We start from the raw sequence: 24,147 nt of genomic DNA, 5'->3' as shown, positions 1-24,147 counted from the left end.
GCCCGCCATTTCCAATCTGACAATCCCCTGAAGGAGGATAGTCGTAGGCAGGGTCCGGTGTCTCAGTCCCGATATGCACGGACGAACGCGCGCCGCAGGACCGTCAGGAGGACGTACGTCTCGTACTTCTGAGTCCGGCAGTGCTCGCAGGGCTGCATATCCGCGACGATGTCCTCGATCGATTCGTCGTACTCGTCGGTGAGCGTGGCGAGCGCGTCCGTAATCTGGGGCTGGACGGCGTCGACCATCTCCTCGACTGCTTGGTCGGCGGACTCGGGCAGCGAGTACGAGAGGACGATCGTATTCGCGTGGTAGTACTTCGTGGTGCCGCCGCGCCCCTCCTCGAAGCGGACGACGTCGACGAGCCCAGCGTCTCGGAGCTCGTTGATGTGGTGGCGGACCGTGTTCTCCGTCCGGTCGACGCCGCGATCGTCGAGGCGTTCGTGAACCTCGGTCGCGGTCAGAGCCTCCTTGGCCAGAATATCGAGGATCATTGCCCGCATCGGCTCGTCGATAGCGTCCGAAACCCGGGTGTCTCGCACCGCAATGTCCTCGAGTCGGTGGTCGGTATCGGAACTACTCATACAGGAACTGAGAGTGAGCACGAGGGAAAAAGTACGGGATGTCAGCGAAGACCCGCCCACCGAAGAACGAATCTCAGACGGAACCACGAGGGCGAAAGCCCTAGACGACCTGTTTGACTGTTCCAATAACCTGTGTCTATATTCAAACATATCATCTAAAAAATGTTTATTGGGGTACGGGCACTACCTCAAACTGTAATGAGCGACACAACCCAGTTCCGCGTCCTTGACTTCGACTGCCCGACCTGTGCGAGCACCGTCGAACGCGCCCTCTCGAACGTCGACGGCGTCCAGCACGTCGAGGTCCACTACGCGACCGGCCGCGTCGAGATCGAGTACGACGACGGCGTCGCTGAGCCCGAGACCTTCGCCCAGACCATCGAAAACCAGGGGTACACGCCCCAGCCCGCCTAACTCCATGAACAAGCAATCGATCACGCAGTACTACCGAAAAGACCGGAAGGCCATCGTCACGGCGACGAGCGGCCTGCTGTACGGCGGTGGCTGGAGTCTCGGCTACCTCACGGGTTTCGACACAATGGGTGCCGCCATCCTCGTCCTAGCGACGATCGTGGGTGGCTACGACATCGCCAAGACCGCCTACCACGAGGTAACTAACCGAACCCTCGGTATCAAGACGCTGGTGACGCTGGCCGCCATCGGTGCCATCGTCATCGGGGAGTACTGGGAAGCCGCCGCCGTCGTCTTCCTGTTCAGCCTCGGCAGCTACCTCGAGGGACGGACGATGCGGAAGACCCGGACAGCCCTCCAAGAGCTGCTGGAGATGACGCCTGACACGGCGACCGTCCGTCGCGACGGAGAACTCCAGGAGGTTCCTGCTCGCGAGGTCGAGGAGGACGAAGTCGTTGTCGTAAAGCCGGGCGGGAAGATTCCGGTCGATGGCGAGGTTGTCGACGGCGAAAGCGCCGTCAACCAGGCGCCGGTCACCGGCGAGAGCGCGCCCGTCCACAAGGCCGACGGCGACGAGGTTTACGCCGGGACGGTCAACCAAGAAGGGGCGCTTGAAGTCCAGACGACCGGTGCGGGCTCGGATACGACGCTCGAACGCATCATCCGCCGGGTCGAGGAGGCCCAGGAGGCTCAGTCGCCCACGGAGAGTCTCATCGACCGGTTCGCGAAGTATTACACGCCCGGCGTCATCGCGTTAGCAATTGGCGCGTATGCAATCACGCAGAACGCGATCCTGTCGCTGACCCTGTTGGTCATCGGCTGTCCGGGCGCGCTGGTCATCGGCCCGCCGGTCAGCATCGTCTCGGCCATCGGCAACGCCGCCCGGTCGGGCGTGCTGATGAAGGGCGGCGAACACCTCGAGCGCGCCGGCAAGATCGACCTCGTCGCCTTCGACAAGACGGGCACGCTCACGAAAGGCGAGACCACCGTCGCCGACGTCGAGGGGTTCGGCGTTGCTGATGACGAGGTCCTCTCGCTCGCGGCGACCGCCGAGAAGAAGAGCGAACACCACCTCGCCGAAGCCATCGTGGACGCGGCCCGCGAGCGCCCGACTGCTGCGACAGACGGTGGGGCGACGGTCGCCCAGGCGGACGATACGGACGCGGGGCGCCAACCGGTCCCCGATCCGGACGACTTCGACGTGGTCGCTGGCAAGGGCGTCATCGCCCACGCCAACGGGCACGAGATTGTCGTCGGCAACCGCGCACTGCTGGACGACCGCGACATCGATGTCCCCAGCCGGATCGCCGACTACGTTCGCGAGCGTGAGGAGCGCGGCGAAACGGTCGTCCACGTCATCCGAGATGGGGACATCATCGGCGCAATCGCGCTGCGGGACGAGCTCCGGGAGGCCGCTCCTGGCGTCGTCGCGGCGCTCCGGGACGCCGGCATCCAGACGGTGATGCTCACTGGCGACAACGAGCGGACGGCCGCCGCCGTTGCCGAGGAGGTCGGCATCGACGAGTACCGCGCCGAACTTCTCCCCGAGGACAAGCAGACCGTCATCGAGGCCTACCAGGCCGACGGCCACGTCGTCGCGATGGTCGGCGACGGCATCAACGACGCGCCGTCGCTGGCGACCGCCGATGTCGGCATCGCGATGGGTGCCGCGGGGACGGACACCGCCATCGAGACGGCGGACATGGCGCTGATGGCCGACGACCTCGAACGGATCCCGTATGCGGTCAAACTGAGCAAAGCGACGCGCTGGAACGTCCTCGAGAACGTCGGCCTCGCGGTGCTGACCGTGACCGTCCTCCTCGCGGGCGTGCTGACCAGCTACGTCACCCTCGCCGCCGGGATGCTGGTCCACGAAGCCAGCGTTCTCCTCGTCATCCTCAACGGGATGCGACTGCTCCGCTACTGAACACTCGACACGAACTCAACTCAACCCATGACAACAGATTCGACTGCGACCGACGGAACCGAGAATAGCACGAACTGGCAAGTCGACTACGACGTCGCCCCGATCGAGATTCGCGACCCTGTCGCGGAAGCCCTCGGCGTCCTCGAACCGGGCGACCCGTTCGTCATCACCTACAGAGACGCGGTGAAAGAGGCTGGACACTCCTGCCCGACAGCCTCGGGCGCTTACCGGATCGTCCAGCTCGGCCTCGACGCGCTGTACGCCGACAAGCATCCGGTCCGGAGCGAGATCGAGGTGCAAGCGGCCGGTCCACGTGACGATGCCGCGTACGGCGTGATGAGCCGCATCATCTCGTACGTAACTGGTGCGACCGACGACGACGGATTCAGCGGGCTCGCTGGCGGCTACGGCGGCCGCCGCGATCTCCTGCGCTTTGACGTGTTCGACCCGGACACGGCGGAGCCGACGTTCCGGTTCCGGCGAACCGACACGGACGAGTCCATCGAAGTAACCTACCACGTCAGCGACGTTCCTGACGGTGGACCCGCAATCGGGAATCTCCAAGAGATTCTCGACGGGTCGGCAAGCGACCAGCAACGGGAGGCCTTTGCTGACGCCTGGCATCGCCGGGTACAGGTAGTCCTCAGCGACGACTCGCTGTTCACCGTCGAAGCGGTCTGAACGCGGCGGGGTACCTCTTACATCCGAAAATAGTTACCGCGATATACTGTCGATTTCCTCAAGCGGCTCGGTAGCAACAGCCCCTAACTCACTGGCTTCGATGTGTAAATACCGCTCTCTAACTATCTACTCTGAGTTATCGAGATATCGAGCTGCAACTGTGTAGCCAACTGCTCGGACAAGGATCTCTCTCATCCCACGACGGCCGCCATATGGAGCGAGGTAATCGTGCTTCGGATGGTCGACATCAATCTCCGCAGCTTCTGAAAGACGCTAGAGGATGGAGCGTTCAACGCTGACGTGAATGGGGCGGAGAATATCCGTCGCAACATCAACGAGGAAAGTAACTCCGAGTCTTCGGCCAGTTTGGATGAGGATAGGAGTACCGGCTGGTTGGCACAGCCCGGAGTCTACCTTCATGACCTCTCCCGAGGATTCCAACCTCGGGCAGAGGTGGTAGACTGCAAACCGTAATATCCCAATCTAGCGGTGCGGTGCCGTGGGATTCCCGCGTCTTCAGGCGCGGGAGGATGTCAAAGCGGGTTTCTACGGCTTTTCACGAATGCGCGAATGAGTCGGTTTCGAGTAGACTACCGACGATAGTGAAAGAGACAATGTCGATGCTCCCAAATCACGAGTTTGTCTCGGGGAATATTGGTGACCTCACCGGCAGTTTGCTCACGCGACCCGATAGCTCTAGAACGAGGTCCCTTATCATAATCTGGGAATTGCCAGCGATTACAATACGGCTTGCCGCGTCTTGAACAGTATGTACGATACAATTCTGGTCGCGACCGATGGTAGCGCCGACGCTAACCGTGCAGCAACACACGCACTCGAACAGGCCGAACAGCACGACTCTGAACTTCATGCGATCTTCGTAGTCGATACCGATCGATACGCCGAACCGGCCCTGAGCAGCACGGAATTGGAAACCAACGAGATTGAAGACTGGGGCAATCAGGAACTCTCGGAGATCGTCGACCGAGGTGAAGAACTCGGGATTAAGGTTACGACTCGGTGTTGTCATGGGAAGCCATACCTGGAGATCATTAATTACGCCGATGAGACTGACGCCGACCTGATCGTGCTTGGCTACCACGGACACTCCCACGCAGAAGGGGAGCAGATCGGGAGTGTGACCGACCGTGTCGTCCAGAACGCGGGGAGACCGGTCTTGGTTGCCGCCTGAGTCCACTCAGTCGGCCGTTACGGGTTCCCTCCGAAAAATCGGACGAGTAGGTCCCGATACAGATATCCGAGCACGGAAATCACCGCAAGAACGATTGCGAGCGCGAGCGCGGCAGCGAAACGGTCTGTGCCGAGTAGACCACCAACGACGTTGACGAGGAAGAACGCTGGCGTCCGACCGACGACGGCGATGACGACGAGTTGCCACAGCGGGATGTCGGTAAGCCCTCCCGCAAAGCAGATGACATCGTCGGGGAGCCCTGGAACCAGAAAGACGAAAAAGAGCGTCGGTCGACCGTAGTCGTCGCTGACAGCGTCGAACTGTTCGAGAGCGCCCTCGTGGACGATGTTTTCGACGTAGGCGCGGCCGTATCGCCGAGACAGCCAGAACGCAACGGTACTGCCGATGGTGATTCCGATCATGTTGTACACCGTTCCCCACCACGCGCCGAAGAGATAGCCGGCGACGACGGCAAGGACCTGTCCAGGGATCGGTGCGGCGACGACTTGGACTGTTTGGAGAACAACGAGTACGACGGGCGCCAGAATACCGTACCCCCGAATGAACTCACGCAAGGCCTGCGCATCGGTCAGGAATCCGAAGTGACGTTGAACAAGGACAGTCACGACGACAAATGCGAGTCCGAGTGCGAGCAGATGCACGAAGAAGCGCCGCCTGCTCCGGGATGATGCAAAGACCTGGGTGTTTTCGAACCAGATACGCAATCGATCGAGAGTGGTATCCATGGATTCCGATTGGACGCTGTTTGATGGGTATCAGAGATTCCACACTTGGGCGTGACGATCAAGCACCGTGTCGAGTGTGACGTCTTTCTCCTCGAGTTCGTAGCGAACCCGTACGATAGGGCTGTCTATGTCGATTAGTCGCGCGAGATCGTGGGGCGGCCCCGAGACCACGACATCGGGTGCTGCGTTCCGTATCGTCGCTTCTAGATCCCGAATCTGCTCATCGCTATAGCCCATCGCCGGGAGAACCGCATCGAGGTGATCGTATTCCTCGAAGACGCGCTTGAATGATCCCACGGCCGCCGGTTCGGGATCGATGATTTCCCCAGCTCCGTATTTCCGGGCAGCGATCAAGCCGGCACCATGGGGTGCGTCACCGTGGGTGATCGTCGGTCCGTCTTCGACGACGAGAACGCGTTTTCCAGCGATGGCGTTCCTATCGGCCGTAATGGTCGAGTTCGCGTGCATGACTTCCGCGTCCGGATTCGTTTGCCGAACGTTTGCTTCGACCTCGTGAATCCCGGCCACGTCGGCGGTGTTCTCCTTGTTGATGAGGACGTAATCCGCTAACCGGAGATTGGTTTCACCCGGATGGTATCGCAGTTCGGACCCGGCGCGGTGGGATCGGCCACGACGATGTGGACGTCGGGGACGTAGAACGGGAGTTCGTTGTTGCCGCCGTCCCAGACGATAATCTCGGCCTCGGTTTAGGCGCGGTCCAGAATGGCCTCGTAGTCGACACCCGCATACACGACGTGGCCACGTTCGATGTGACTCTCGTACTCCTCTCGCTCCTCGATGGTCACGTTACTCTCGTCGAGGTCGTCCATCGACTCGAACCGGTGGACCCGTTGGGCGACGAGATCGCCGTACGGCATCGGCTCTCGGTGCCGATACACTCGTCATCCTGACGGATGTTGAGTTCGCGTACGTGAACTACGATACGCCCGACCAGCGCCCGCTCCGTCGACCCTCACCCGAAGAGTTGCGCGCGCATCTCGACGCGGGTGAATTCGTCGAGGGCAGCTTGCAACCGAAGATAGAGGCCTGTCTCCGCTTTATCGATCAGGGCGGAGAGCGAGCCGTGGTCACCGCGCCCGAGCACCTGATGGATGCACTGGCTGGTGAGACCGGAACACAGGTCCGAGCCTGAATCTACCCTATAAGGGAACTGAGGTCTTCCCAGCGTCTTGTAATCGACAGTCTATCTTTATCCCTCCGACAACGAAGATCAGATATGTACGACCAGATATTGGTTCCGACAGACGGAAGTGAAGGGACACGAGGCGCCGTTGAACACGCGATCGATCTCGCAACGACCTACGACGCCGCACTTCATACGATCTATGTCGTCGATACGAACGTCGGTATCGATTCCTCGGTCCCCGGAACGCTCGATGCCCTCGAAGAGGCTGGTGAGAACGCGATCGATGAGGTGATCCAGCAAGCAGAGGCAGCTGGTGTGAACACGATCGAAGGTGTAGTAGCACAGGGAGCACCCCACCAGGCCATTCTCGATTACGTCGATGAACACGACATCGATCTCGTGGTGATGGGGACGCATGGCCGCACGGGCTTGGATAGATATCTTCTGGGCAGCGTCACCGAGAAAGTCGTCCGGCTCTCGGATGCGCCGGTGTTGACGGTTCGTATGCCAGATGAATCAGCTGATGGGCCTTCGTAGCCTTGTTGAAACCCTCCGTCACCGGCATATCTCATCAAGATGAACACAAGCCTCGGTGTCGACGGCCGACCTGGTTTTCTTCTCGCTCAAACAGTCACGATTACTGGAATGATATACAGACATGCCGAATTTAGCCCGATTGGGTGAGTAGAAAGGACATATTGTTAACCACTCACCGAGCACGACGCCGACTGTGATCAGGAGTTTCGACGACCGGAACTGCTGGAGGGCGAGTTCATCAGCCACGATCACGTTCGGATCGTCCGCAAGTCGGTCGACAGTATCCGGTTCGGACTCGATGAGGAGCAGGTCGCCCGGACGGATTCGATACTCTGTGAGGCGTTCGTAGGCGGTCTCACCGCCACGGCGGATGGCCAGAACAGCCGTCTGATACTGGTCTTGAAACCGTGACGACCCAACCGTTTCGCCGACGAGATCCGACCCGGCGGTGACGACGATTTCGATGAGCGTTTGCCCGGGGCCGAGCGCATCGAGACCACTTGGCGGCGTGACTTCCGGAACGAACTCGATCCCTTCTACCTCATGTAGCGTCCGTAACGCGTCTTCCGTGAGCCGGAGCGTGAAGGTATCCCCCGTATCGTAATCGATAGTCTCGGCTCTCGACGATAGACACCATTACGAATCAGTTGGGTGACGTTCGCTTCGAAGTCGACTTCTTCGAGCGCTTCCCGGACCGTGGAGCCGACGAACGGTGATTCTTCCCCCACGATCACCTCGGTGAGAAACTCCTCTTTTTGTGTTGTTTCGAGCTTGCTTCGGGGCGTCACGTGGGATGGAGCAAGCCAGTACCCGACCGTAAGGAGGTACAGCCCGGTGACGAGAAACACCACGAGACCGAGGTGGGTGAATTCGAGCATCGAGAATGCGTGCAAGGAGGGATAGTCGGTGGCGAGTCGACTCGCCACGTCGCTGGCCAGAAGGTTCGTGGACGTTCCAATGAGCGTGAGCATCCCACCAGCCATCGACGCGTAGGAGAGCGGAATGAGCAACTTTGACGGCAATGTCCCATTCTCGTGAGCGAGATCGCTCACTATCGGCAACAAGACGGCGACGGCAGCGGTGTTGTTGATAATTCCCGAGAGCGGACCGACGAGCCCGACCGTTGCGCCGAGTTGCTTGTGTTCGCTTTCGCCCGTGAAAGAGGCGACTGTCTTTTTGAGACACTGAATCGCACCCGTCTGACGGACGCCTTCGCTCAGGATCATCATCGCGAGAATCGTGATCGTTGCCGGGTTCGAGAAGCCGGAGACACCCTCACGCGGCGAAACGCCTGTCCACGGATCGAGTATCATAAGCGTGAGATGATCCCGATCGCTGTGACGTCGATCGGGACGGGCTCGGTGGCGAACAAAACGAGAGCGACGAGAATAATCAGAAAGACGAGGAACGTCCCAACAGTCGCTGCAGGCATCGATATATGCTGATATCGTGATGGGTGCTGGGATATACTGGTCGACGATTACTATCGAGCGGGAATAGCTATCGGGGTATTTGGACGTCGTCTACGATAGAGGAGACGCTGAAACAGTACTCCCCGATTATGACCTACACGCTCGAAATCAGCGACGAACTCAAAGACCGACTGGACGACCACCTCGAGGAGGACGAATCCTATGAAGAGTTCATCACGGAGTTAGTTTCCATCTACGAGACGGAAGGGGAATTCCTCCAAGAGGGATATTCGGAGTGAGTCACCGTTCGAGGTGACCGTCCACCATGGAGGAACGCGTCTCCGGCTTTCGTGTCCGCAGATCGTGGGACGACGTGGTCGCTCACGGTGAGCAGATTGCCCGAGCGTTGCCGGAGAGTGACATCGGTGCGGTTGCACTCGGCGAGTGGGAGGACTGGCGGCCGAAAACCCACGAAGAACTCGGTGCTGATCTCTGGGGTTGCTCGTCGCGGGATGATCTCTGTACGTCACTTTCCAGATTTCGGGAATGACCAGCGTGCACTTGTGAATCCATACCGAAATATCATATATCGGCAGCGCACTCGCGGCCGAATCGACCGACATCCAACCAGAGCGGACATACACTCACAGCCATGGACATTACCGACATCGTCTCGGAAGACTACGTAGAATTCTCCCCGGAGACACCCGTCGCGAAGCTCGTCGGGACGTTCGACGATCCCACAGTCAAGGGTGTCGTGGTACGCGACGACGTGTTCGAGGGGATCATCACCAGGAGACAGCTCGCCACCTCACATCATCAGCCCAACGAGAAGATCGGGTCGCTGGTCTGGCACGTTCCCCGACTTGTCCCCGACGAGGACGTTCGCAAAGTCGCCCAGCTTATGATCGACAGCGATACACGGCTCCTTCCGGTCTTCGACGGGGGCGAGCTGGTGGGCGTCGTCACCGTCGACGCGATTCTCGAGAAGGTCCAGCCGTTCCTTGACGCGGCGACTGTCGCTGAGGTCTACACTGCTGATCTCGTCACGCTCGATCCGGCGTCAACCTTCGGTGAAGCGCTCCACGTCTTCCGGGAAAATCGGATCACCCATCTCCCGGTCGTCGAGGACGGTACAGTGATCGGTATCCTGAGCCTCTACGACGTGACCGCTCTCACGGTTCGCTCCACGACGCAGAGCCAAGGGGGCGATGCGGGCGGGACGGATTCGTTCGGTGGGGACATCTCCGCCAGTACCGGACGGGCTCACGGTGGCTTCGGTGCCCGGGAGGGGGAACTTGCCTGTATCCTCGATCTCCCGGTCCGAGACGTCATGGTCTCCCCGGTACACACTATTCATCCGGAAGCGACACTCGAGACGGCTGTCGAAGAGATGTTCGCCATCGACGGATCGTCGCTCGTCGTCACTGCAAACGGCCGGCCGTACGGGGTCGTCACGAAAACGGACGTCCTTGATTCGCTCACGTGGGAGGCCGGCGGCAATCGGGCCGTTCAGATCTACGGCACTGATCTGCTGGACGACGTGCGATACGAAGACGTCGTGGCGATGGTCGAGAAGTTCGATGACCGAGACCACGGGATGACCGTTCTGGACGCGAAGATCCACCTCCACGAGCACGACGAGAAACTCCGGGGGACGCCCCTCTTACTCGCTCGCATCCGACTACACACTGACCGAGGACTGTACATCGCCTCCGGAGAAGGCTATGGAGCGAGTCATGCACTCAACGAGGCACGCGACGTGCTCGAGCGACAGATTCGTGACCGCAAGACGTACGGTGAGAGCAAGAAACCTCCGAGCGAGGAGTTCTGGGAGAAGCGCTTCGGCTGGATGCTCGAGGGATGACCGATAGTTTCCGCTCGTGGGAGGATCGTATCACTCTCCGGGCGTCCGTCGGCAGGCGAGTGAGGCTCGCATTCTTTCAGTGATGACGCCACCGTTTGATTTGAAAGACACTTTGTAGACTGGTGTTTCTGTAGTTCATAGAGCGCTCGCAGTGTTCTCGTCTACCAGCGATTCCCCAATCCCCTGTGGCGCCCCACCATGAGTGCCGCAATCGATATCATCCAGATCGTCGTGACGATCATGGGGTTAGGCGTCGCTGCGCAAGTCCTTGCAGATCGACTCCGGATCCCGAGTGTCGTGTTATTGATTCTTGCAGGCGTCGTCGTCGGACCAGAAGGGCTCGGTCTGATTACGCCCGCAATCTTCGGAAACGCGCTCCAAGCGATCGTCGGGCTGAGCGTCGCGATCATCGTGTTCGAGGGCGCCTTCCACCTTCGCATCGACCGGATTCGGAGTGCGCAGCGAGAGACGCTTCGATTGATCACGTTCGGGGCTTTTGGATCACTTGTCGGGACGGCCCTTGTCGTGCACTACGTTCTCGGGGCGGCGTGGGATGTCGCGTTCCTCATTGGAGCACTGCTCATCGCAACCGGCCCCACCGTGATTACCCCGATCATGAACGTCGTTCCCGTCCGTGAACGCGTCGCCTCGACGCTTGAAACGGAAGGCGTTGTCAACGACGTTACGGCGGCCATCCTGGCGATCGTCATGTTCGAGTCCGTCGTGAGGGGGTCACAAGGATTACCGACGCTCGTCCAGGACTTCGCCGTCCGGTTCGGCCTCGGGATTCTCGTCGGTGCGACGGTGGCGGGCGTCCTGTGGTATATTCTTCGATACGGGAGGCAGGCGGTCGAGAATGCACCCCAGAACGCTCGCCTGATGGTACTCGTCTCTTCATTGACGATGTACGGGATTGCCGAAGTGCTGGGAGCGGAGTTTGGGGCGTCGGAAGCCGGCATCGCTGCAGTCGCGACTGGTGGGTTCATCCTCGGCAACGCGGACCTCCCCTACCGGGACACGATTGAGCAGTTCGAAGGTGACGTCTCGATGCTCGTGATCGCGTTCGTGTTCATCACGCTCGCGTCGTTGCTCTCCCTCCAGGATTTCCTCGAACTGGGTGTCGCCGGTATCATCGCCGTTATCGCCATCGCCGCCATTATTCGGCCAGCAGTTGTTCTCATCAGTACCGTCGGTGACCAACTGACCGTTCCCGAACGGCTCTTCATCAGTACACTCGGCCCTCGAGGGATCATTCCTGCAAGCGTTGCGACGCTGTTCGCACTCGAACTCCAGTCGACGAACCCGACTGCGGCGACGACGCTGATCGGCACGGTCTTTCTCGTCATCTTCGTGACCGTCGTGTTTGAAGGCGGACTGGCCCGTCATATCGCCCAGACACTCGACGTGATTCCGATGCGTGCGCTCATTATCGGCGGTGGCCGAGTCGGAAGAGAGCTCGCAGAACGCCTCGAACGCCGGGGGGAAGAGGTCGTCATCATCGAGAAAGACCAACAGGTGGTCGAGGAGTTACGCCAGGCGGGGCGGAAGGTTCACAACGGTGATGGAACTGAACAGCAGGTCCTCAAGAAGGCCGGTATCGAGAACGCGAAAATCGTCGCACTGGCGACGAGAGACGACGACGTGAATCTCCTCGGTGGGCAGCTCGCGAGAAACACGTACGATGTCGAGACCGTGGTGGCCCGCGTGAACGAGCCCTCGAATCTCGACGCGTTCGAGGACATCGATATCGAAGCGATTTCGACCTCGATGTCGGTCGCGTGGTCGATGGACAACGTCATCGAGAGGCCCGGGATCTCACAGTGGATGCGGGAACTCGACGAGGAAGGTGATGTCCAAGAGATCGAAGTCACATCGAAAGAGCACGCCGGAAAGACGGTATCTGAATTGATAGATGAGCTACCGGAGGGGTGTCATCTGGCGTTGATCAGTCGAAACGGGGAGAACCGACTCCCAGAGCCCGACGGTCAGATCGAGATGGGCGACCACCTGACATTCATCGGTCGGAGAGAGGCCGTTCGGGATGCGATCGCATATTGTACAACGTAACACGGATAATACGTGACAACTATTTAAAGAGAACTATAATTTCGTCGAGAAGCGGTTCCAACCGACGAAAGCGGAGTATGAGGAGGAGCAGCGTTCAGACGATACCCCATGTTTGTCATCAAGTGGTAATACCGCGCCCCGTTTTTATGTGTCCGCACCGTTATCGAAGTCATGTTCGAGCAGATTCTCTTTCCCACTGACGGGAGTGACGGGGCAGCATTCGTGTTCGATCACGTATTAGATCTCGCAGCCCGCCATGACGCGACAGTACACATCCTCAACGTCACAGATACGACGCAAAATAGTCTTCTGGAGATTCGAGGCGATGACGATGATGCCCTCGAACAGGAGGGGGACCGAATCGTCCGCGAGGCAGCTGAGCAAGCTGACAAACAGGGAATAGACACCGTCACTGACGTTGTTCAGGGCGAACCGTATCGCGAAATCGTCGACTATGCCGAAAAACACGGTCTCGACCTCGTCGTGATGCCGACGCACGGACGCCGCGGACTCGAACGGTTCCTGCTCGGCAGCACCAGCGAGCGGGTCGTCCGTCGGGCAGACGTCCCCGTGCTCACGATGCGGCCCGACGACGATGACACGATCTCCCACCCTTATCAGAATGTCCTCGTCCCGACCGACGGGAGTGACTGTGCGAATCAAGCGCTCGCTCTTGGCGTCGATGTTGCGGATGCCGAAGATGCAGTACTGCATCTCCTCTCTGTGATCGCTATCCCGGCATTGGGAGTCGATGCTCGTCCGGATATCCAGATGGAACTGTTGGAGGAAAGTGCCCACGAACTCCTTGACGAAGCCGCGGCGTTCGCGGACGACGCTGGTGTCGACGCAGCGTCGACAACGGTCGAATACGGCCCCTCGATTCACCAGGCGATCCTCACGTATATCGACGACCACGACATCGACCTCGTGGTCGTCGGCACCCACGGGCGAACGGGCTTTGACCGATACGTGCTGGGGAGCGTCACTGAGTATCTCGTTCGCACGTCGCCGATTCCGGTACTGACGGTCCAACCCCCCGACTCAGAGTAGGTCGTTCGCGGAGCATACAGCATACGAGACGTGCTTTCCGGGAGCGTTTGGGGTATCGACCCTGTCTCGTCGCGTGCCTGTAACACGCGGCAGATCGGAATAACACAGATGCAAAATAGAACCGAGCCATGTGCGGTGCCCCGCAACAGAGGCCTTTCGACAGCATGACTCGCTCCAATTCGGACACGACCCGCTCGGAACCCTGGCACGTGACGCCGACTGAGGACATCTTCTCGGCGTTAGCGACCGACGAGACGGGGATTTCGTCCGACGAAGCAGATCGCAGAGTATCGGAGTACGGCACGAACGATATCCACGACGCTGAACGGACATCGGTTCTCGATCTGCTCGTCTCGCAGTTCCGCGACCCGCTCATCTATCTCCTCGTCGTGGCAGCGCTCTTGTCGCTCGGCGTTGGGTTCATTCCCGGCGGTCACCCCAATTACACCGAGGCGGCGTTCATCGCTCTCATTATCGGTGCCAACGGATTGTTCGGGTTCGTTCAGGATTATCAGGCCACTCGATCGATCGAAGCCCTTCGAGAACTCGCAAGTCCGGATGCAACCGTGGTCCGCGATGGCCAAAACCTGGTCATTGATGCAGAACAGGTCGTTCCGGGTGATATCATTCGCCTCGAACAGGGAGACGCGGTTCCGGCCGACGCTCGAGTCCTCGACGCTGACGAACTGCGGACGAACGAGTCACCGCTCACTGGAGAGAGCACGCCCGTCGAGAAGACGACTGGGACTGTCGATGACGACACGCCGCTGGCCGAGCGTCACAACATGGTCTACAAGAACACGACTGTCGTGAAAGGCCGCGGAAGCGCGGTCGTCGTCGAAACCGGCATGGAGACGGAGGTCGGTGGGATCGCGACTCAGCTCGGGGAGGCTGACGACCACCAGACGCCCTTTCAGGCTGAGGTCGAACAGCTCGGCAAACAGATCGGGGGACTGGTCGTCGCACTGATCGTCCTGGTCATCGCTGTTCAATTTCTGTTCACTGCGACGGATCCAGTTGCGATCCTCCTCGTTGGAATCACGCTTGCCGTTGCGGGAGTGCCGGAGGGATTGCCCGCGGTCGTGACGTTCACACTGGCGCTGGGCGCACGAGAGATGGTTGACCGGAACGCACTCGTCAGACGGCTCCCGGTCGTCGAAAGTCTCGGTTCGGTCGACGTCATCGTTACGGACAAGACGGGGACGCTCACCGAAAACCGGATGACAGTGACGCGGCTCTACGCTTCTGGCTCCGTCGTGAATCTATCCGACTCGACTGTACAATCAAGAGACGGACTCCCCGCAGGCCGACAAATCGCTGCTGACGGTAATGAACGTTCGCGTCCAGGAGTTGCCCCACTGTTACGATGTGGAGCGCTCTGCAACAACGTCGACCGGACGGACGACGAGTATCGAGGTGAGCCGACGGAGATCGCGCTCCAGCGGCTAGCGGACGAAGCAGCTATCGAGTCAACCGGAGAGCGGATCCGCGAAATCCAGTTCTCCTCGGAACGGAAGCGGATGACCGTACTAGTCGACGATGGGGAGCTGACTGCCTATCTGAAAGGGGCACCGGAAGTCGTCTTGGATAGATGTGACTCAATTCTCGAAGATGGCGAGGTGCACGAACTCACTGACGACAAACGCCAGGAAATCCTCGATCAAACAACATCGTTCGCGGAGGACGCACTTCGGGTGCTGGGCTTCGCGTCGAAGACCATCGACGATCCATCGGCCGCCCCCGATCAAATCGAAGACGAGATGGTATTTCTCGGCCTGCAGGGGATGATCGATCCGCCCCGGGAGGAAGTCGAGGAGGCAATCGCTGACTGCCACTCGGCTGGCATCCGGACTGTACTGGCGACGGGTGATAATCTCACCACGGCCGAAGCCGTCGGCGAGCAGATCGGACTGGATCCCGATGGTGCGCTCACAGGCAGTGAGGTCGCGGAACAGTCGGACGACCAACTCACGCGAACGGTCGAAGATGTCGATGTCTTCGCCCGAGTAACCCCGGATCACAAGGTCCGCCTTCTGAACGCGCTTCAGGACAATGGACACACCGTCGTGATGACTGGTGACGGCGTCAACGACGCACCTGCCCTCACGCAGGCGGACGTCGGGGTAGCGATGGGACAGCGCGGTACTGACGTCGCTCGACAGGCGTCGGATATGGTTCTGCAGGACGACAACTTCGCGACGATTCGTGATGCGATCCGGGAGGGGCGGGGCATCTTCGAGAACGTTCGCAAGTTCGTCAACTACCTTGTCTCGACCAACACCGGCGAAGTACTGGTGGTGTTCCTTGGCGTGTTGCTTGGAAGTTTGCTCTTCCCCGCGCAGTTTTCAGGGACCTCAGAGGCGTTGATTTTGACACCGATCCTGATTCTCTGGATCAACCTCGTTGCGGACACGCTTCCCGCGCTCGCGCTGGGTGCTGATCCCCACGCAGATGGACTCATGGATCGGCCTCCACGCCCCACTGATGAAGGAGTGATCAACACCCGCGTGCTCGTGTCGATACTGACGATTGCGGTTCTGTTAGCAGTGACTGGTCTGAGTATCTTTTTCTACGCTCTCAACCGTACGGGGTCGCTTCTCCGCGCTCAATCGCTTCTGTTCACGTTTATTGTAGTCGTTGAGCTGATCCGCATCCAAGTCATCCGCTCGCGGTACGACCAGACCCTTCGCTCGAATCTCTGGCTAGTCGGTGCGATCGGCGTATCACTCCTCGTTCACCTCGCAGTCCTGTACACGCCACTTCACGACTTCTTCCAAGTCGTTCCCCTCTCCCCTGTCGAGTGGGGATGGATCGCCGTTGGATTCGTTGTGTTCCTCCTGCTCAACGTGGTCTTATCGGCACTAAATAGCAGAATTTTTGAATCGCGGACGTCAGAATAACACGGAGCCTTGCGAACTCCCAACCTCGATAGTTCCTGCTCCGTCACTCAGTATACTTGTGTACGGCAGTTTCCCACTCACGGCCGTCCTAGACACGAATATCTGGATTCTCGTCACTGTTCTACTTTCGTGGCCGGAGATCATAGGATGTGACTCACACCGCCTTTTTTATTGTTATCGACCATGGCTACTCACAGGGACTTCTCCTCTGGAAATGGATGAACACCCGATTCAAACGCCGTGGGCGAAATCGGCTGATGAGGTAGTAGCGCATTACGAGGTTTCTGTAGACGAGGGACTGAGCGAGGACGAAGCCGAAACGCGGCGTGAACGGGTCGGTCCGAATGCGTTGCGCGAAGCGGAACAGCGGGGCTGGTGGGGAGTTCTGGTGGACCAGTTCAAGAGCTTCATCGTCCTGTTGCTGGCGGTGGCGGGCATAGCAGCCTTTGCACTGAACGAGAACATCGAGGGCGTCGCTATCTTCGTCGTCCTCCTCATCAACGGGCTCATCGGGTTCGTCACCGAGATGCGGGCGCTCAAATCGATGGAGAGCCTTCAGGAGATGGTCGAGATCGAGGCCCGCGTTCGGCGTGAGGGAGAGATCAAGGATGTTTCTGCGGAGGACTTGGTCCCGGGGGACATCGTGGTCCTCAACGCCGGGAACGTCGTTCCGGCCGACCTTCGGGTGATCAAGCCCTCCAAGCTCCAGGCCGACGAATCGGCACTCACCGGCGAGTCCGTTCCTGTCGGAAAGACGAGCGACATCCTCGAGGAAGGCGTACCCCTCGCCGAGCGGGAGAATATGCTCTACAAGGGGACGAGCGTGACGCGGGGGACCGCCGAAGCGATCGTGGTGGCCACGGGGATGGACACGGAACTGGGCAAAATTTCGGCGTCCCTTCAGGGAGAGGCTGAGGAGAAGACGCCGCTCCAGCAGAAGCTCGATGGTCTCGGGCAGAAACTCGTTCCGTTCCTGCTCGTCGTGGCAGCGATCGTCCTCGTCTCGGGATGGCTCAGAGGACAGGATCTGTATCTGATGGTCGAGACGGCCATCGCACTGGCTATCGCGACCATTCCGGAGGGGCTGCCGGTCGTCGCCACGCTCGTGCTCGCGCGCGGGATGTGGCGGATGGCGGACCGCAACGCCCTGATCAACAACCTCGGCTCCGTCGAAACGTTGGGCTCGACGAACATCATCTGTACCGACAAGACGGGCACGCTGACGGAGAACGAGATGACAGTCAGCCAGTACGAGTTAGCCAACGGCTCGGTCGCAGTCACCGGAACCGGACTCGACACCGAGGGGACGTTCCAGCACGGCGACGAGGAACGGGATCAGCCACAGGATCCCGCCCTCCAGGAAGCGCTGGAGGTGGGCGTTCTCTGTAACAACGCGTCAGTGGCCGTGGAGGATGGCGAGACGGCTGTGACGGGTGACCCGACGGAAGCTGCCCTCCTGGTAGCTGGATTGAAGGCCGGGATAGACCGGGACGATCTCCTCGAGTCGATACCGGAGGCCCACGAGGAATCATTCGATCCGTCCGTCAAGATGATGGCGACCTACCACGAGCTGAACGGGAGCTACAGGGTCGCCGTGAAGGGTGCGCCGGAGGCGGTCGTCGAGTCGTCGACCCAGCTGGTAACGGGTGACGGAACCGAGCCCCTCTCGGAATCCGATAAAACAGAGTGGATTCAGAAGAGCGAAAACATGGCCGAAGACGGATTGCGCGTCCTCGCTCTCGCCAGGAAGGATGTCGAGAGTACGGACGACCCGCCGTACGAGGAGCTGTCGTTGCTCGGGTTGGTCGCCATGATCGATCCACCACGCGAGGAGGTCAAATCGACGATCCAGAACTGTCTGGACGCGGGGTTGCGAATCGTGATGGTAACTGGTGACCACCCGGGGACGGCCAGAAACATCGCCCGGAGCGTCGGGCTGATGGACCCGGAGGATGATGAGGTCATCCAGGGGAGCGAACTCGACGACCCCGAGAACCTGTCTCAGGACGAGATGGAGCGGTTCGTGAACGCGTCGGTCTTCGCACGGGTTGCCCCGGAGAACAAGCTCGACCTAATCGGAATTCACCAGGCAGTCGGGTCGATCGTGGCCATGACCGGCGACGGGGTCAACGACGCGCCGGCGCTGAAGCGGGCCGACATCGGGGTCGCCATGGGCCAGCGGGGAACACAAGTGGCTCAGGAGGCGGCGGACATGATCCTCCGGGACGATAACTTCACGAGTATCTACCACGCCATCAGGGAGGGCCGGATCATCTTCCGAAACATCCGGAAGTTCGTGTTGTATCTCATGTCCTGCAACCTCAGCGAACTGCTGGCCATCCTGATCGCCGCATTGCTGGGCTTTCCGCTGCCGTTGCTCCCGCTGCAGATCCTCTTTCTCAACGTCGTGACTGACATCTTCCCGGCGTTCGCGCTGGGGGCGTGCGGAGGCAGCAAGGAGATAATGAACACGCCGCCGAGAGATCCCAACGAGTCGATTCTGACCCGGACGCACTGGACCGAGCTGGGGCTATACGGAACGATGATTGCAGTGGCGACTGTCGGTGCGTTCGTGATCGGGGGTGGCATGTACGCCGGCGGAATGGGGGCCGACGAGGTCGTCACCATGTCGTTCCTCACGCTGGCGTTCGCCCAACTCTGGCACGTGTTCAACATGCGAGAGCTCACGTCGGGCATCGTGCGCAACGAGGTCACCGAGAACGCGTACGTCTGGGGTGCCCTCGGCCTGTCCGCTCTGCTGGTGATCGGCACCGTCTACCTGCCGGGGGTTTCGCTGGCACTGAGCACCGCCCCCATCGGTCTCGAAAGCTGGGTCGTCGTGCTCGGAATGAGCCTGCTGCCCCTCGGCGCCGGACAGGTCGTTCTGGAGTTTCGCCGCCGGTTCGGGACTCCGAAGCTGGGGACGCGACTCGAAGAGCTGTTGTTCGATTGATTGCGATCGGATGGTCAACCGATGTCGCTCTCGTCGAGCTGGGACCAATTATCCAAGCCGACGCGGAGAGCGGCTTTGAGTGCCCCGAGGACAACGGGACCGAAGAACAGTCCCATAATCCCGAATGCGTACGCCCCGCCGAGGATACCGAGGAGGATGACGGCAGGATTGAGCTTCGCGTACCTGTCGACGGCGAATGGACGGAGATAGTCGTCGGTGAGCCCAACCACGATGACGCTGTAGACGAATAATCCGACCGCGAGCAGTGGTTCGCCAGTGAGATACAGGTAGACCACCGCCCCACCCCAGACGGGAATCGCACCGACGAGCGGAACCATCGCGAGAACGATCATGGCGGCCGTCCAGAACAGCGCATTGGGAACGCCAGTGGCGACGAGTCCGACTCCAGCGACGACCCCCTGGACGATAGCGACGAAGACGTGTCCGTAGAGAACGCCCCACATCACGTCGTTAATCTCGGTGTAGAGCTCGCGCTGGCTGTCCATTGGGAGGGGGACCGTTCGGTGGAGCCAGTCGACCAGGTCGTCGCGGTCTTTGAGAAGGTAGTAGACGAGAAAGAGCGCTAACGCGATCCCGATGAGATGGAAGGTGATCGTACCGAACGCTTGGGTCGACCGTTCGAATACGAGCGTTCCGATTTCCCGTCCTGAGCCAACAAGTTCGCCGGCGATGTCGACCTCTTGTCCGGTGAGTACCTCAATCCGGGATTCGATTACCTCAAGCTGCGCCGGGTCAGTGTCGAAGTTCTGGAGAATCCGGTCGGCACTATCCACAACGGTCGCGAGAACGACTACGAACGGTGCGACGAGTCCGGCAACTGCTAGGACCACGAGCAAGAGTGCGGCTACCATCGGCGATACGTACGCTTCGAGGCGGATCTGCAGCGGATAGAGCACGTAGGCGAGGAGGACGGCACCGAGGACGTACTGGAGAAACGGCTGGATCAGCATGGTCGATAGCACGAGGAGGGTGACGATGAGGACGAGGACAAACCCCTTGCTGAGGTTCACAACTGCGAATTTGTCGAGCAACGGCAAAAAGATTCGATATCATACAGCTGTAGACCACTTTGACTGCCATCGACTGCCAAGGTTCTTCGGAGCCGAATCAAAGCCAGTTGGCCACAGCCCCACTTATCCGTCTGTGCGTCAAACGAGATACCGTATGCCCGAAGAAGTCCTCTTTCAGTCAGAGGGATCCCAAAGTCGATCGGAGATCGCGTCGTATCTTCGTCAAGTCGCAGACAACCTTGATGCCGATGATGATATCACCCTGACCGCCGGCGAACAATCAGTGACAATGACACCTCCTGCCCAACCGACATTCGAGGTGAAAGTCGAGCGCGAGGGACCGACCGATAGTCCTGGTGAGCTGAGTATCGAGTTCGAGATCGAGTGGGCTGAAGATGGAGAAGACGGGAACGCCGAAAGCGGTGGCGAGTTAGAAATCGAGTGACGTCGGTTCTCTATGGCGAATCGGTACTTTGTGGAGGTACCCAACGAGATTAGAGATGTCCTGTCTTGTATGTAGCATTGTCCTGTTTCCGATTCCGAGGTAGCATCTCCGCTTGGTGGTATTTCTGTGCGATCTCAACCCGGCAGAAATGTTCTGAGTGGGTCTCCCGGTCGGGTTCAACAACCACGGCTGCCGAAGCACCCGATCACGATTCAATCTCTCTGATAATTTTGTCGGCTTGCTCACGGGCTTTTTCTTCACCCACGTTTTTCTTGATCAACACAGGCTGAACTACCCAATCATCTGTGTCTTCCCGCTTCCCTATCCGCACCTCGCTCCTCTCCGAGACGGAATCAGAGACACGGTCCGCCCAGTCTTGTGTCCGAATTTGGTTGAACTGGTCAGGCTCCCGATACCGGACGTGGATGTACTCGTCCTCTGTTGTGATCGACTTGAGATCTGGAATCCGGGCCATCGTTGTCAATACGATGAGGAAATGCAAAAATCAACAGGTCGGTTCGATACTGATGGTTTATCGGAAGTACTCGCCCGCCACCCAGATCGAGAGCGCTCCCTCTATCGTTAGGGCTCGCCCTCAGTGGGCCAAGAGAGCCGTAATCGAGTGCTTGATGGGTGGTCCATACAGGAGATTCATAACCGAATATCAACTTTGGACCGCTTTACGGAATGATGGTTACAGGTATTTCATCCGCACCGACAACGGTTTTGGCGGCGCTACCCAGGATAGCCTGACCGAGACGTCCGGTACCGTGATGACCCATGATGACATGATCGTAGTCTCGCTCGGTAGCTACCTCCAGGATTAATGACCCAACTCGGTTAGCATAGCGAGGGCCGGCCATCTGTGTTATCGGGATAATTTCTGGATCGTCTCCGATACCGGCTTCCGCAAGCATGGTCTCCGCCCGATCCAGGAGGTCCTGCTTTGCCTCCCCATCATAATCCGTGATGTGCATGACGTGAAGCGAGCCCTCAAATCGTGAGGTGAACTCAGTAGCGAACTCCAGTGCGCGAAAACTACATTTTGAGCCGTCAATTGGGACGAGCACTCTCATGTGTGTACCTTCAACCCTCAATTACAAAATGGTGTATAGGGAGTGGATTCTCCCCCGGATGTTTGGTATGTTCCTCTCTGTGATTCGCCGTTTCAGGGGCGTATCTGGGGGTACAGTTTACGGTCACCTGACGACAGTCACAGGCAGTGATGCACGTCTCATCACTGTTTCGGCGACTGAACCCAAGAGCACTCGAGAGACACCCGAGCGTCCGTGGCTACCGATTACGATTACGTCGATGCCGTGTGTTTCCGCGTACTCGAGGATCTCGTCTGCGGACTTGCCAACTTCGCTTGCCGTCTCCACCTCCAAATCGTGCTCGGCTGCCTTCGCCTCGGCCTCTGCGAGCAGTTTTGCCGACCGGTCTTGGGCTCGTTCTCGGAGCGTTTCATCTCCGACCAGCGCTTTCGCGGTGTAGCTCTCTTCGATGTAGTCGATAACGTGGAGGATGGTGATCGACGCATCCGAGTACACGTCGAGGGCGTGTGCCAGTGCCTTCTCCGAGAGTGGAGTCCCATCGAACGCAACGAGCACCTCGTCGACGGAGGCCATACTCAAGAGATGCGCGTCAAAGCCACATATAATCGTGGGGGCAACTGAACCTGCGGAAAGAGGGCGCCACCCGTATTGGTAGACCTCTCCTGATAGAACAGATTGTCTCGGCCGCAGAACTAGATCGGGAGTAGGACCAGAAGTATCGGAAGGACAACCAACGAGATGAGAAACCCGGCCAGGTATCGACGGTTGGTAACGAGTCGAGTTTGGATGGTTTCGACAGCTTGGAAGTACGTCGAGAATCGAACCAGTGTTCCGACTGTTATAATCGTTCCGACGGCCACGAGTGAGAGCACGATAGCCACGCCTTGTGGAGATTCCAGGAGCACGGCGATGACGATCGTGTCGAAGAAGGTGCCAATATTCGCTCCCAGAACGTAGGGAACGATCTCCTGCCGTTTGATGTAGTTGCGATTGTAGAGGGGGACGACCACCCCCAGCGAGAACGCAACGCTGGTCGTCACGCCGGTAATGAGGACACCGAGTCCGAACGAGGTCCACTTGTGCTGAAATCGGCGAAAGAACCGCTTGCGGAGCCATTCCGTGTTGATCCGTTTGAGCACCCGGTCGAAGAGCGTGAGGCTGCCGAACAGCACGAGAACGGCTACCACGAGTGCCAGACCCACGCCGACGGTATCGACAACGGCTCCTGTCGCTGGATCGAATGCCGCCAACGGGTGAAACGAGAGTTCGATCCGGTTACTGACGCCCCCGAATCCCGTCTGGAGTCTTGGCAACAGGAGATACCCGAGGAGGGTCGCCGGTAGATAGATCGAGTGTGACAAAAGGAAGGTCAGTATCCCCAGTCTGGTGGACTCACTGAACGAATAGCGCCGCTTCTGAAAGTAATCTAGCGTCCCTATCAGGAGGACGATTGCGGCGCCTCCGAGGCGTGAGCCAGCGAGCATCAGGAACAACTGTGAAGTCGTGAGGATCTCGGTTTTGAACAGCGAGACGGACAGGGCCGCTATCACTGACCCGTTGGTGAGTACGTACGTGGCGAGCCAGCTTGCACCCAGGGCTTGCCCACTCCCGGCGACGTATCGCCTGAAGAACTGTTCGAGCGGAGTGGCCGCAGCCGCTGTGGACGCACCCAGCAACTGGACCGCGAACAGGAACAGGAACAGAGAGACGAATGCACCAAGGATTAATGGGCCGGATTCACGCCCTTGTGCCAGTATCTCATCGACGTTCAAATCCATAGTATTCTGTCTCTACAGCCTCGTGGCAGGCGCACAAAGGTTACGCCGTGAGAAGGAGACTTCCCGTCATGAACGTGTGTTCGATCCCGTTTTCCAACGCCAGATTCGGCTCAGAACAGTCACCACCCTTCGATATCGGTAGGTGGCACAACCAGACGGGAGACCATTTATCGGGTACGGGCGAGTTGTAGCACCCATGGCTCGGCTCGTTTTTGTGACTGTCCCTGTAGGGAAGCAGGACGCTGTTCTCGATGTTTTGGACGATGAAGGGATCAATTATACGCTCACTGATGAGACGAGCAACCGCGAATACACCTGTGCCGTTCATTTTCCGCTCCCGACGAATGCTGTTGAACCCATTCTG

At 59.2% G+C, this 24,147-nt stretch carries 25 protein-coding genes and 2 pseudogenes; 15 read left to right on the top strand and 12 right to left on the bottom strand.

The window, feature by feature from the left end; genetic code table 11:
* Positions 1-62 precede the first annotated feature (62 nt).
* Entirely contained in the window at positions 63-584 is a 522-nt protein-coding gene (locus EGH23_RS20960) for an ArsR/SmtB family transcription factor (protein WP_220581940.1), read from the bottom strand.
* Positions 585-782: 198 nt separating this feature from the next.
* Here EGH23_RS20960 and EGH23_RS20955 point away from each other — a divergent pair, with 198 nt between their 5' ends.
* From EGH23_RS20955 to EGH23_RS20945, 3 genes are read left to right on the top strand one after another with little or no spacing between them, the layout of a single operon-like run.
* Complete coding sequence (locus tag EGH23_RS20955; protein WP_058984750.1) at positions 783-998, top strand: heavy-metal-associated domain-containing protein; 216 nt, start codon at positions 783-785, stop codon at positions 996-998.
* Between the two features lie 4 nt (positions 999-1,002).
* Positions 1,003-2,922, top strand: a complete 1,920-nt coding sequence (locus EGH23_RS20950; RefSeq protein WP_220581939.1) for a heavy metal translocating P-type ATPase — start codon at positions 1,003-1,005, stop codon at positions 2,920-2,922.
* A gap of 27 nt (positions 2,923-2,949) precedes the next feature.
* Positions 2,950-3,603, top strand: coding sequence for a hypothetical protein (locus tag EGH23_RS20945; protein ID WP_220581938.1), 654 nt, complete (start codon positions 2,950-2,952; stop codon positions 3,601-3,603).
* A 33-nt stretch (positions 3,604-3,636) separates the two neighbouring features.
* Here EGH23_RS20945 and EGH23_RS26565 read toward each other — a convergent pair.
* Positions 3,637-3,876, bottom strand: a pseudogene (locus EGH23_RS26565) (site-specific integrase); the annotation flags it as partial.
* 6 nt (positions 3,877-3,882) lie between these two features.
* Between EGH23_RS26565 and EGH23_RS26560 the strand changes: the two are divergent.
* Both EGH23_RS26560 and EGH23_RS20940 read left to right on the top strand, forming a co-directional pair.
* Positions 3,883-4,077: pseudogene (locus EGH23_RS26560) on the top strand (RNA-guided endonuclease InsQ/TnpB family protein); the annotation flags it as partial.
* A 295-nt stretch (positions 4,078-4,372) separates the two neighbouring features.
* Positions 4,373-4,795: a universal stress protein gene (locus EGH23_RS20940; protein WP_220581937.1), complete on the top strand. Its 423-nt coding sequence runs from the start codon at positions 4,373-4,375 to the stop codon at positions 4,793-4,795.
* A gap of 17 nt (positions 4,796-4,812) precedes the next feature.
* Here the strand turns inward: EGH23_RS20940 and EGH23_RS20935 are convergent, their stop codons facing one another.
* The 3 genes from EGH23_RS20935 to EGH23_RS20925 form a co-directional block, all read right to left on the bottom strand.
* On the bottom strand, positions 4,813-5,457 hold the full coding sequence (locus EGH23_RS20935; RefSeq protein ID WP_220581936.1) for a TVP38/TMEM64 family protein: 645 nt from the start codon (positions 5,455-5,457) through the stop codon (positions 4,813-4,815).
* A 114-nt stretch (positions 5,458-5,571) separates the two neighbouring features.
* Positions 5,572-6,009, bottom strand: a complete 438-nt coding sequence (locus EGH23_RS20930; protein ID WP_220581935.1) for a hypothetical protein — start codon at positions 6,007-6,009, stop codon at positions 5,572-5,574.
* A gap of 239 nt (positions 6,010-6,248) precedes the next feature.
* Positions 6,249-6,419: a hypothetical protein gene (locus EGH23_RS20925; RefSeq protein WP_220581934.1), complete on the bottom strand. Its 171-nt coding sequence runs from the start codon at positions 6,417-6,419 to the stop codon at positions 6,249-6,251.
* Between the two features lie 53 nt (positions 6,420-6,472).
* On the opposite strand from EGH23_RS20925, the gene EGH23_RS20920 reads away from it, so the two are divergent.
* Both EGH23_RS20920 and EGH23_RS20915 read left to right on the top strand, forming a co-directional pair.
* Positions 6,473-6,694 (top strand): hypothetical protein, encoded by a 222-nt coding sequence (locus tag EGH23_RS20920; RefSeq protein WP_328766699.1) that lies wholly within the window; start codon positions 6,473-6,475, stop codon positions 6,692-6,694.
* 84 nt (positions 6,695-6,778) lie between these two features.
* Positions 6,779-7,225, top strand: a complete 447-nt coding sequence (locus EGH23_RS20915) for a universal stress protein (RefSeq protein ID WP_220581933.1) — start codon at positions 6,779-6,781, stop codon at positions 7,223-7,225.
* Between the two features lie 18 nt (positions 7,226-7,243).
* Here the strand turns inward: EGH23_RS20915 and EGH23_RS20910 are convergent, their stop codons facing one another.
* Both EGH23_RS20910 and EGH23_RS20905 read right to left on the bottom strand, forming a co-directional pair.
* Positions 7,244-7,684, bottom strand: coding sequence for a cation:proton antiporter regulatory subunit (locus EGH23_RS20910; RefSeq protein ID WP_328766722.1), 441 nt, complete (start codon positions 7,682-7,684; stop codon positions 7,244-7,246).
* A 77-nt stretch (positions 7,685-7,761) separates the two neighbouring features.
* A complete protein-coding gene (locus tag EGH23_RS20905; RefSeq protein ID WP_220581932.1) occupies positions 7,762-8,538 on the bottom strand; it encodes an SLC13 family permease in 777 nt (258 codons plus the stop codon).
* Positions 8,539-8,786: 248 nt separating this feature from the next.
* On the opposite strand from EGH23_RS20905, the gene EGH23_RS20900 reads away from it, so the two are divergent.
* The 7 genes from EGH23_RS20900 to EGH23_RS20870 all read left to right on the top strand — a co-directional run bounded on the left by EGH23_RS20900 (position 8,787) and on the right by EGH23_RS20870 (position 19,474).
* Positions 8,787-8,936 (top strand): DUF7557 family protein, encoded by a 150-nt coding sequence (locus EGH23_RS20900; RefSeq protein WP_220581931.1) that lies wholly within the window; start codon positions 8,787-8,789, stop codon positions 8,934-8,936.
* 26 nt (positions 8,937-8,962) lie between these two features.
* Positions 8,963-9,187: a DUF5828 family protein gene (locus EGH23_RS20895; RefSeq protein ID WP_220581930.1), complete on the top strand. Its 225-nt coding sequence runs from the start codon at positions 8,963-8,965 to the stop codon at positions 9,185-9,187.
* Positions 9,188-9,289: 102 nt separating this feature from the next.
* Positions 9,290-10,504, top strand: coding sequence for a CBS domain-containing protein (locus EGH23_RS20890; RefSeq protein WP_220581929.1), 1,215 nt, complete (start codon positions 9,290-9,292; stop codon positions 10,502-10,504).
* 198 nt (positions 10,505-10,702) lie between these two features.
* On the top strand, positions 10,703-12,571 hold the full coding sequence (locus EGH23_RS20885) for a cation:proton antiporter domain-containing protein (protein WP_220581928.1): 1,869 nt from the start codon (positions 10,703-10,705) through the stop codon (positions 12,569-12,571).
* 171 nt (positions 12,572-12,742) lie between these two features.
* On the top strand, positions 12,743-13,621 hold the full coding sequence (locus tag EGH23_RS20880) for a universal stress protein (RefSeq protein ID WP_220581927.1): 879 nt from the start codon (positions 12,743-12,745) through the stop codon (positions 13,619-13,621).
* Positions 13,622-13,785: 164 nt separating this feature from the next.
* Positions 13,786-16,521, top strand: a complete 2,736-nt coding sequence (locus EGH23_RS20875; protein WP_236044988.1) for a cation-translocating P-type ATPase — start codon at positions 13,786-13,788, stop codon at positions 16,519-16,521.
* 214 nt (positions 16,522-16,735) lie between these two features.
* On the top strand, positions 16,736-19,474 hold the full coding sequence (locus tag EGH23_RS20870) for a cation-translocating P-type ATPase (RefSeq protein ID WP_220581925.1): 2,739 nt from the start codon (positions 16,736-16,738) through the stop codon (positions 19,472-19,474).
* 14 nt (positions 19,475-19,488) lie between these two features.
* Here EGH23_RS20870 and EGH23_RS20865 read toward each other — a convergent pair whose 3' ends face one another.
* Positions 19,489-20,505 carry an AI-2E family transporter gene (locus EGH23_RS20865; protein ID WP_328766690.1) on the bottom strand — a complete coding sequence of 339 codons (1,017 nt, stop codon included), beginning with the start codon at positions 20,503-20,505 and terminating at the stop codon, positions 19,489-19,491.
* A gap of 154 nt (positions 20,506-20,659) precedes the next feature.
* Here EGH23_RS20865 and EGH23_RS20860 point away from each other — a divergent pair, with 154 nt between their 5' ends.
* Positions 20,660-20,950 carry an amphi-Trp domain-containing protein gene (locus tag EGH23_RS20860; protein WP_220581923.1) on the top strand — a complete coding sequence of 97 codons (291 nt, stop codon included), beginning with the start codon at positions 20,660-20,662 and terminating at the stop codon, positions 20,948-20,950.
* A gap of 205 nt (positions 20,951-21,155) precedes the next feature.
* Here EGH23_RS20860 and EGH23_RS20855 read toward each other — a convergent pair whose 3' ends face one another.
* The 4 genes from EGH23_RS20855 to EGH23_RS20840 form a co-directional block, all read right to left on the bottom strand.
* Entirely contained in the window at positions 21,156-21,425 is a 270-nt protein-coding gene (locus tag EGH23_RS20855; protein WP_220581922.1) for a hypothetical protein, read from the bottom strand.
* 205 nt (positions 21,426-21,630) lie between these two features.
* Entirely contained in the window at positions 21,631-22,026 is a 396-nt protein-coding gene (locus tag EGH23_RS20850; RefSeq protein ID WP_220581921.1) for a universal stress protein, read from the bottom strand.
* 123 nt (positions 22,027-22,149) lie between these two features.
* Positions 22,150-22,578, bottom strand: coding sequence for a universal stress protein (locus EGH23_RS20845; RefSeq protein ID WP_220581920.1), 429 nt, complete (start codon positions 22,576-22,578; stop codon positions 22,150-22,152).
* Between the two features lie 119 nt (positions 22,579-22,697).
* On the bottom strand, positions 22,698-23,783 hold the full coding sequence (locus EGH23_RS20840) for a sodium:phosphate symporter (protein ID WP_220581919.1): 1,086 nt from the start codon (positions 23,781-23,783) through the stop codon (positions 22,698-22,700).
* Positions 23,784-24,147 lie beyond the last annotated feature (364 nt).

It is taken from the genome of Haloarcula nitratireducens, from assembly GCF_019599505.1.
Note: the sequence above shows the minus strand (reverse complement) of the source record. Positions and strands in the feature narration are given on the sequence as shown.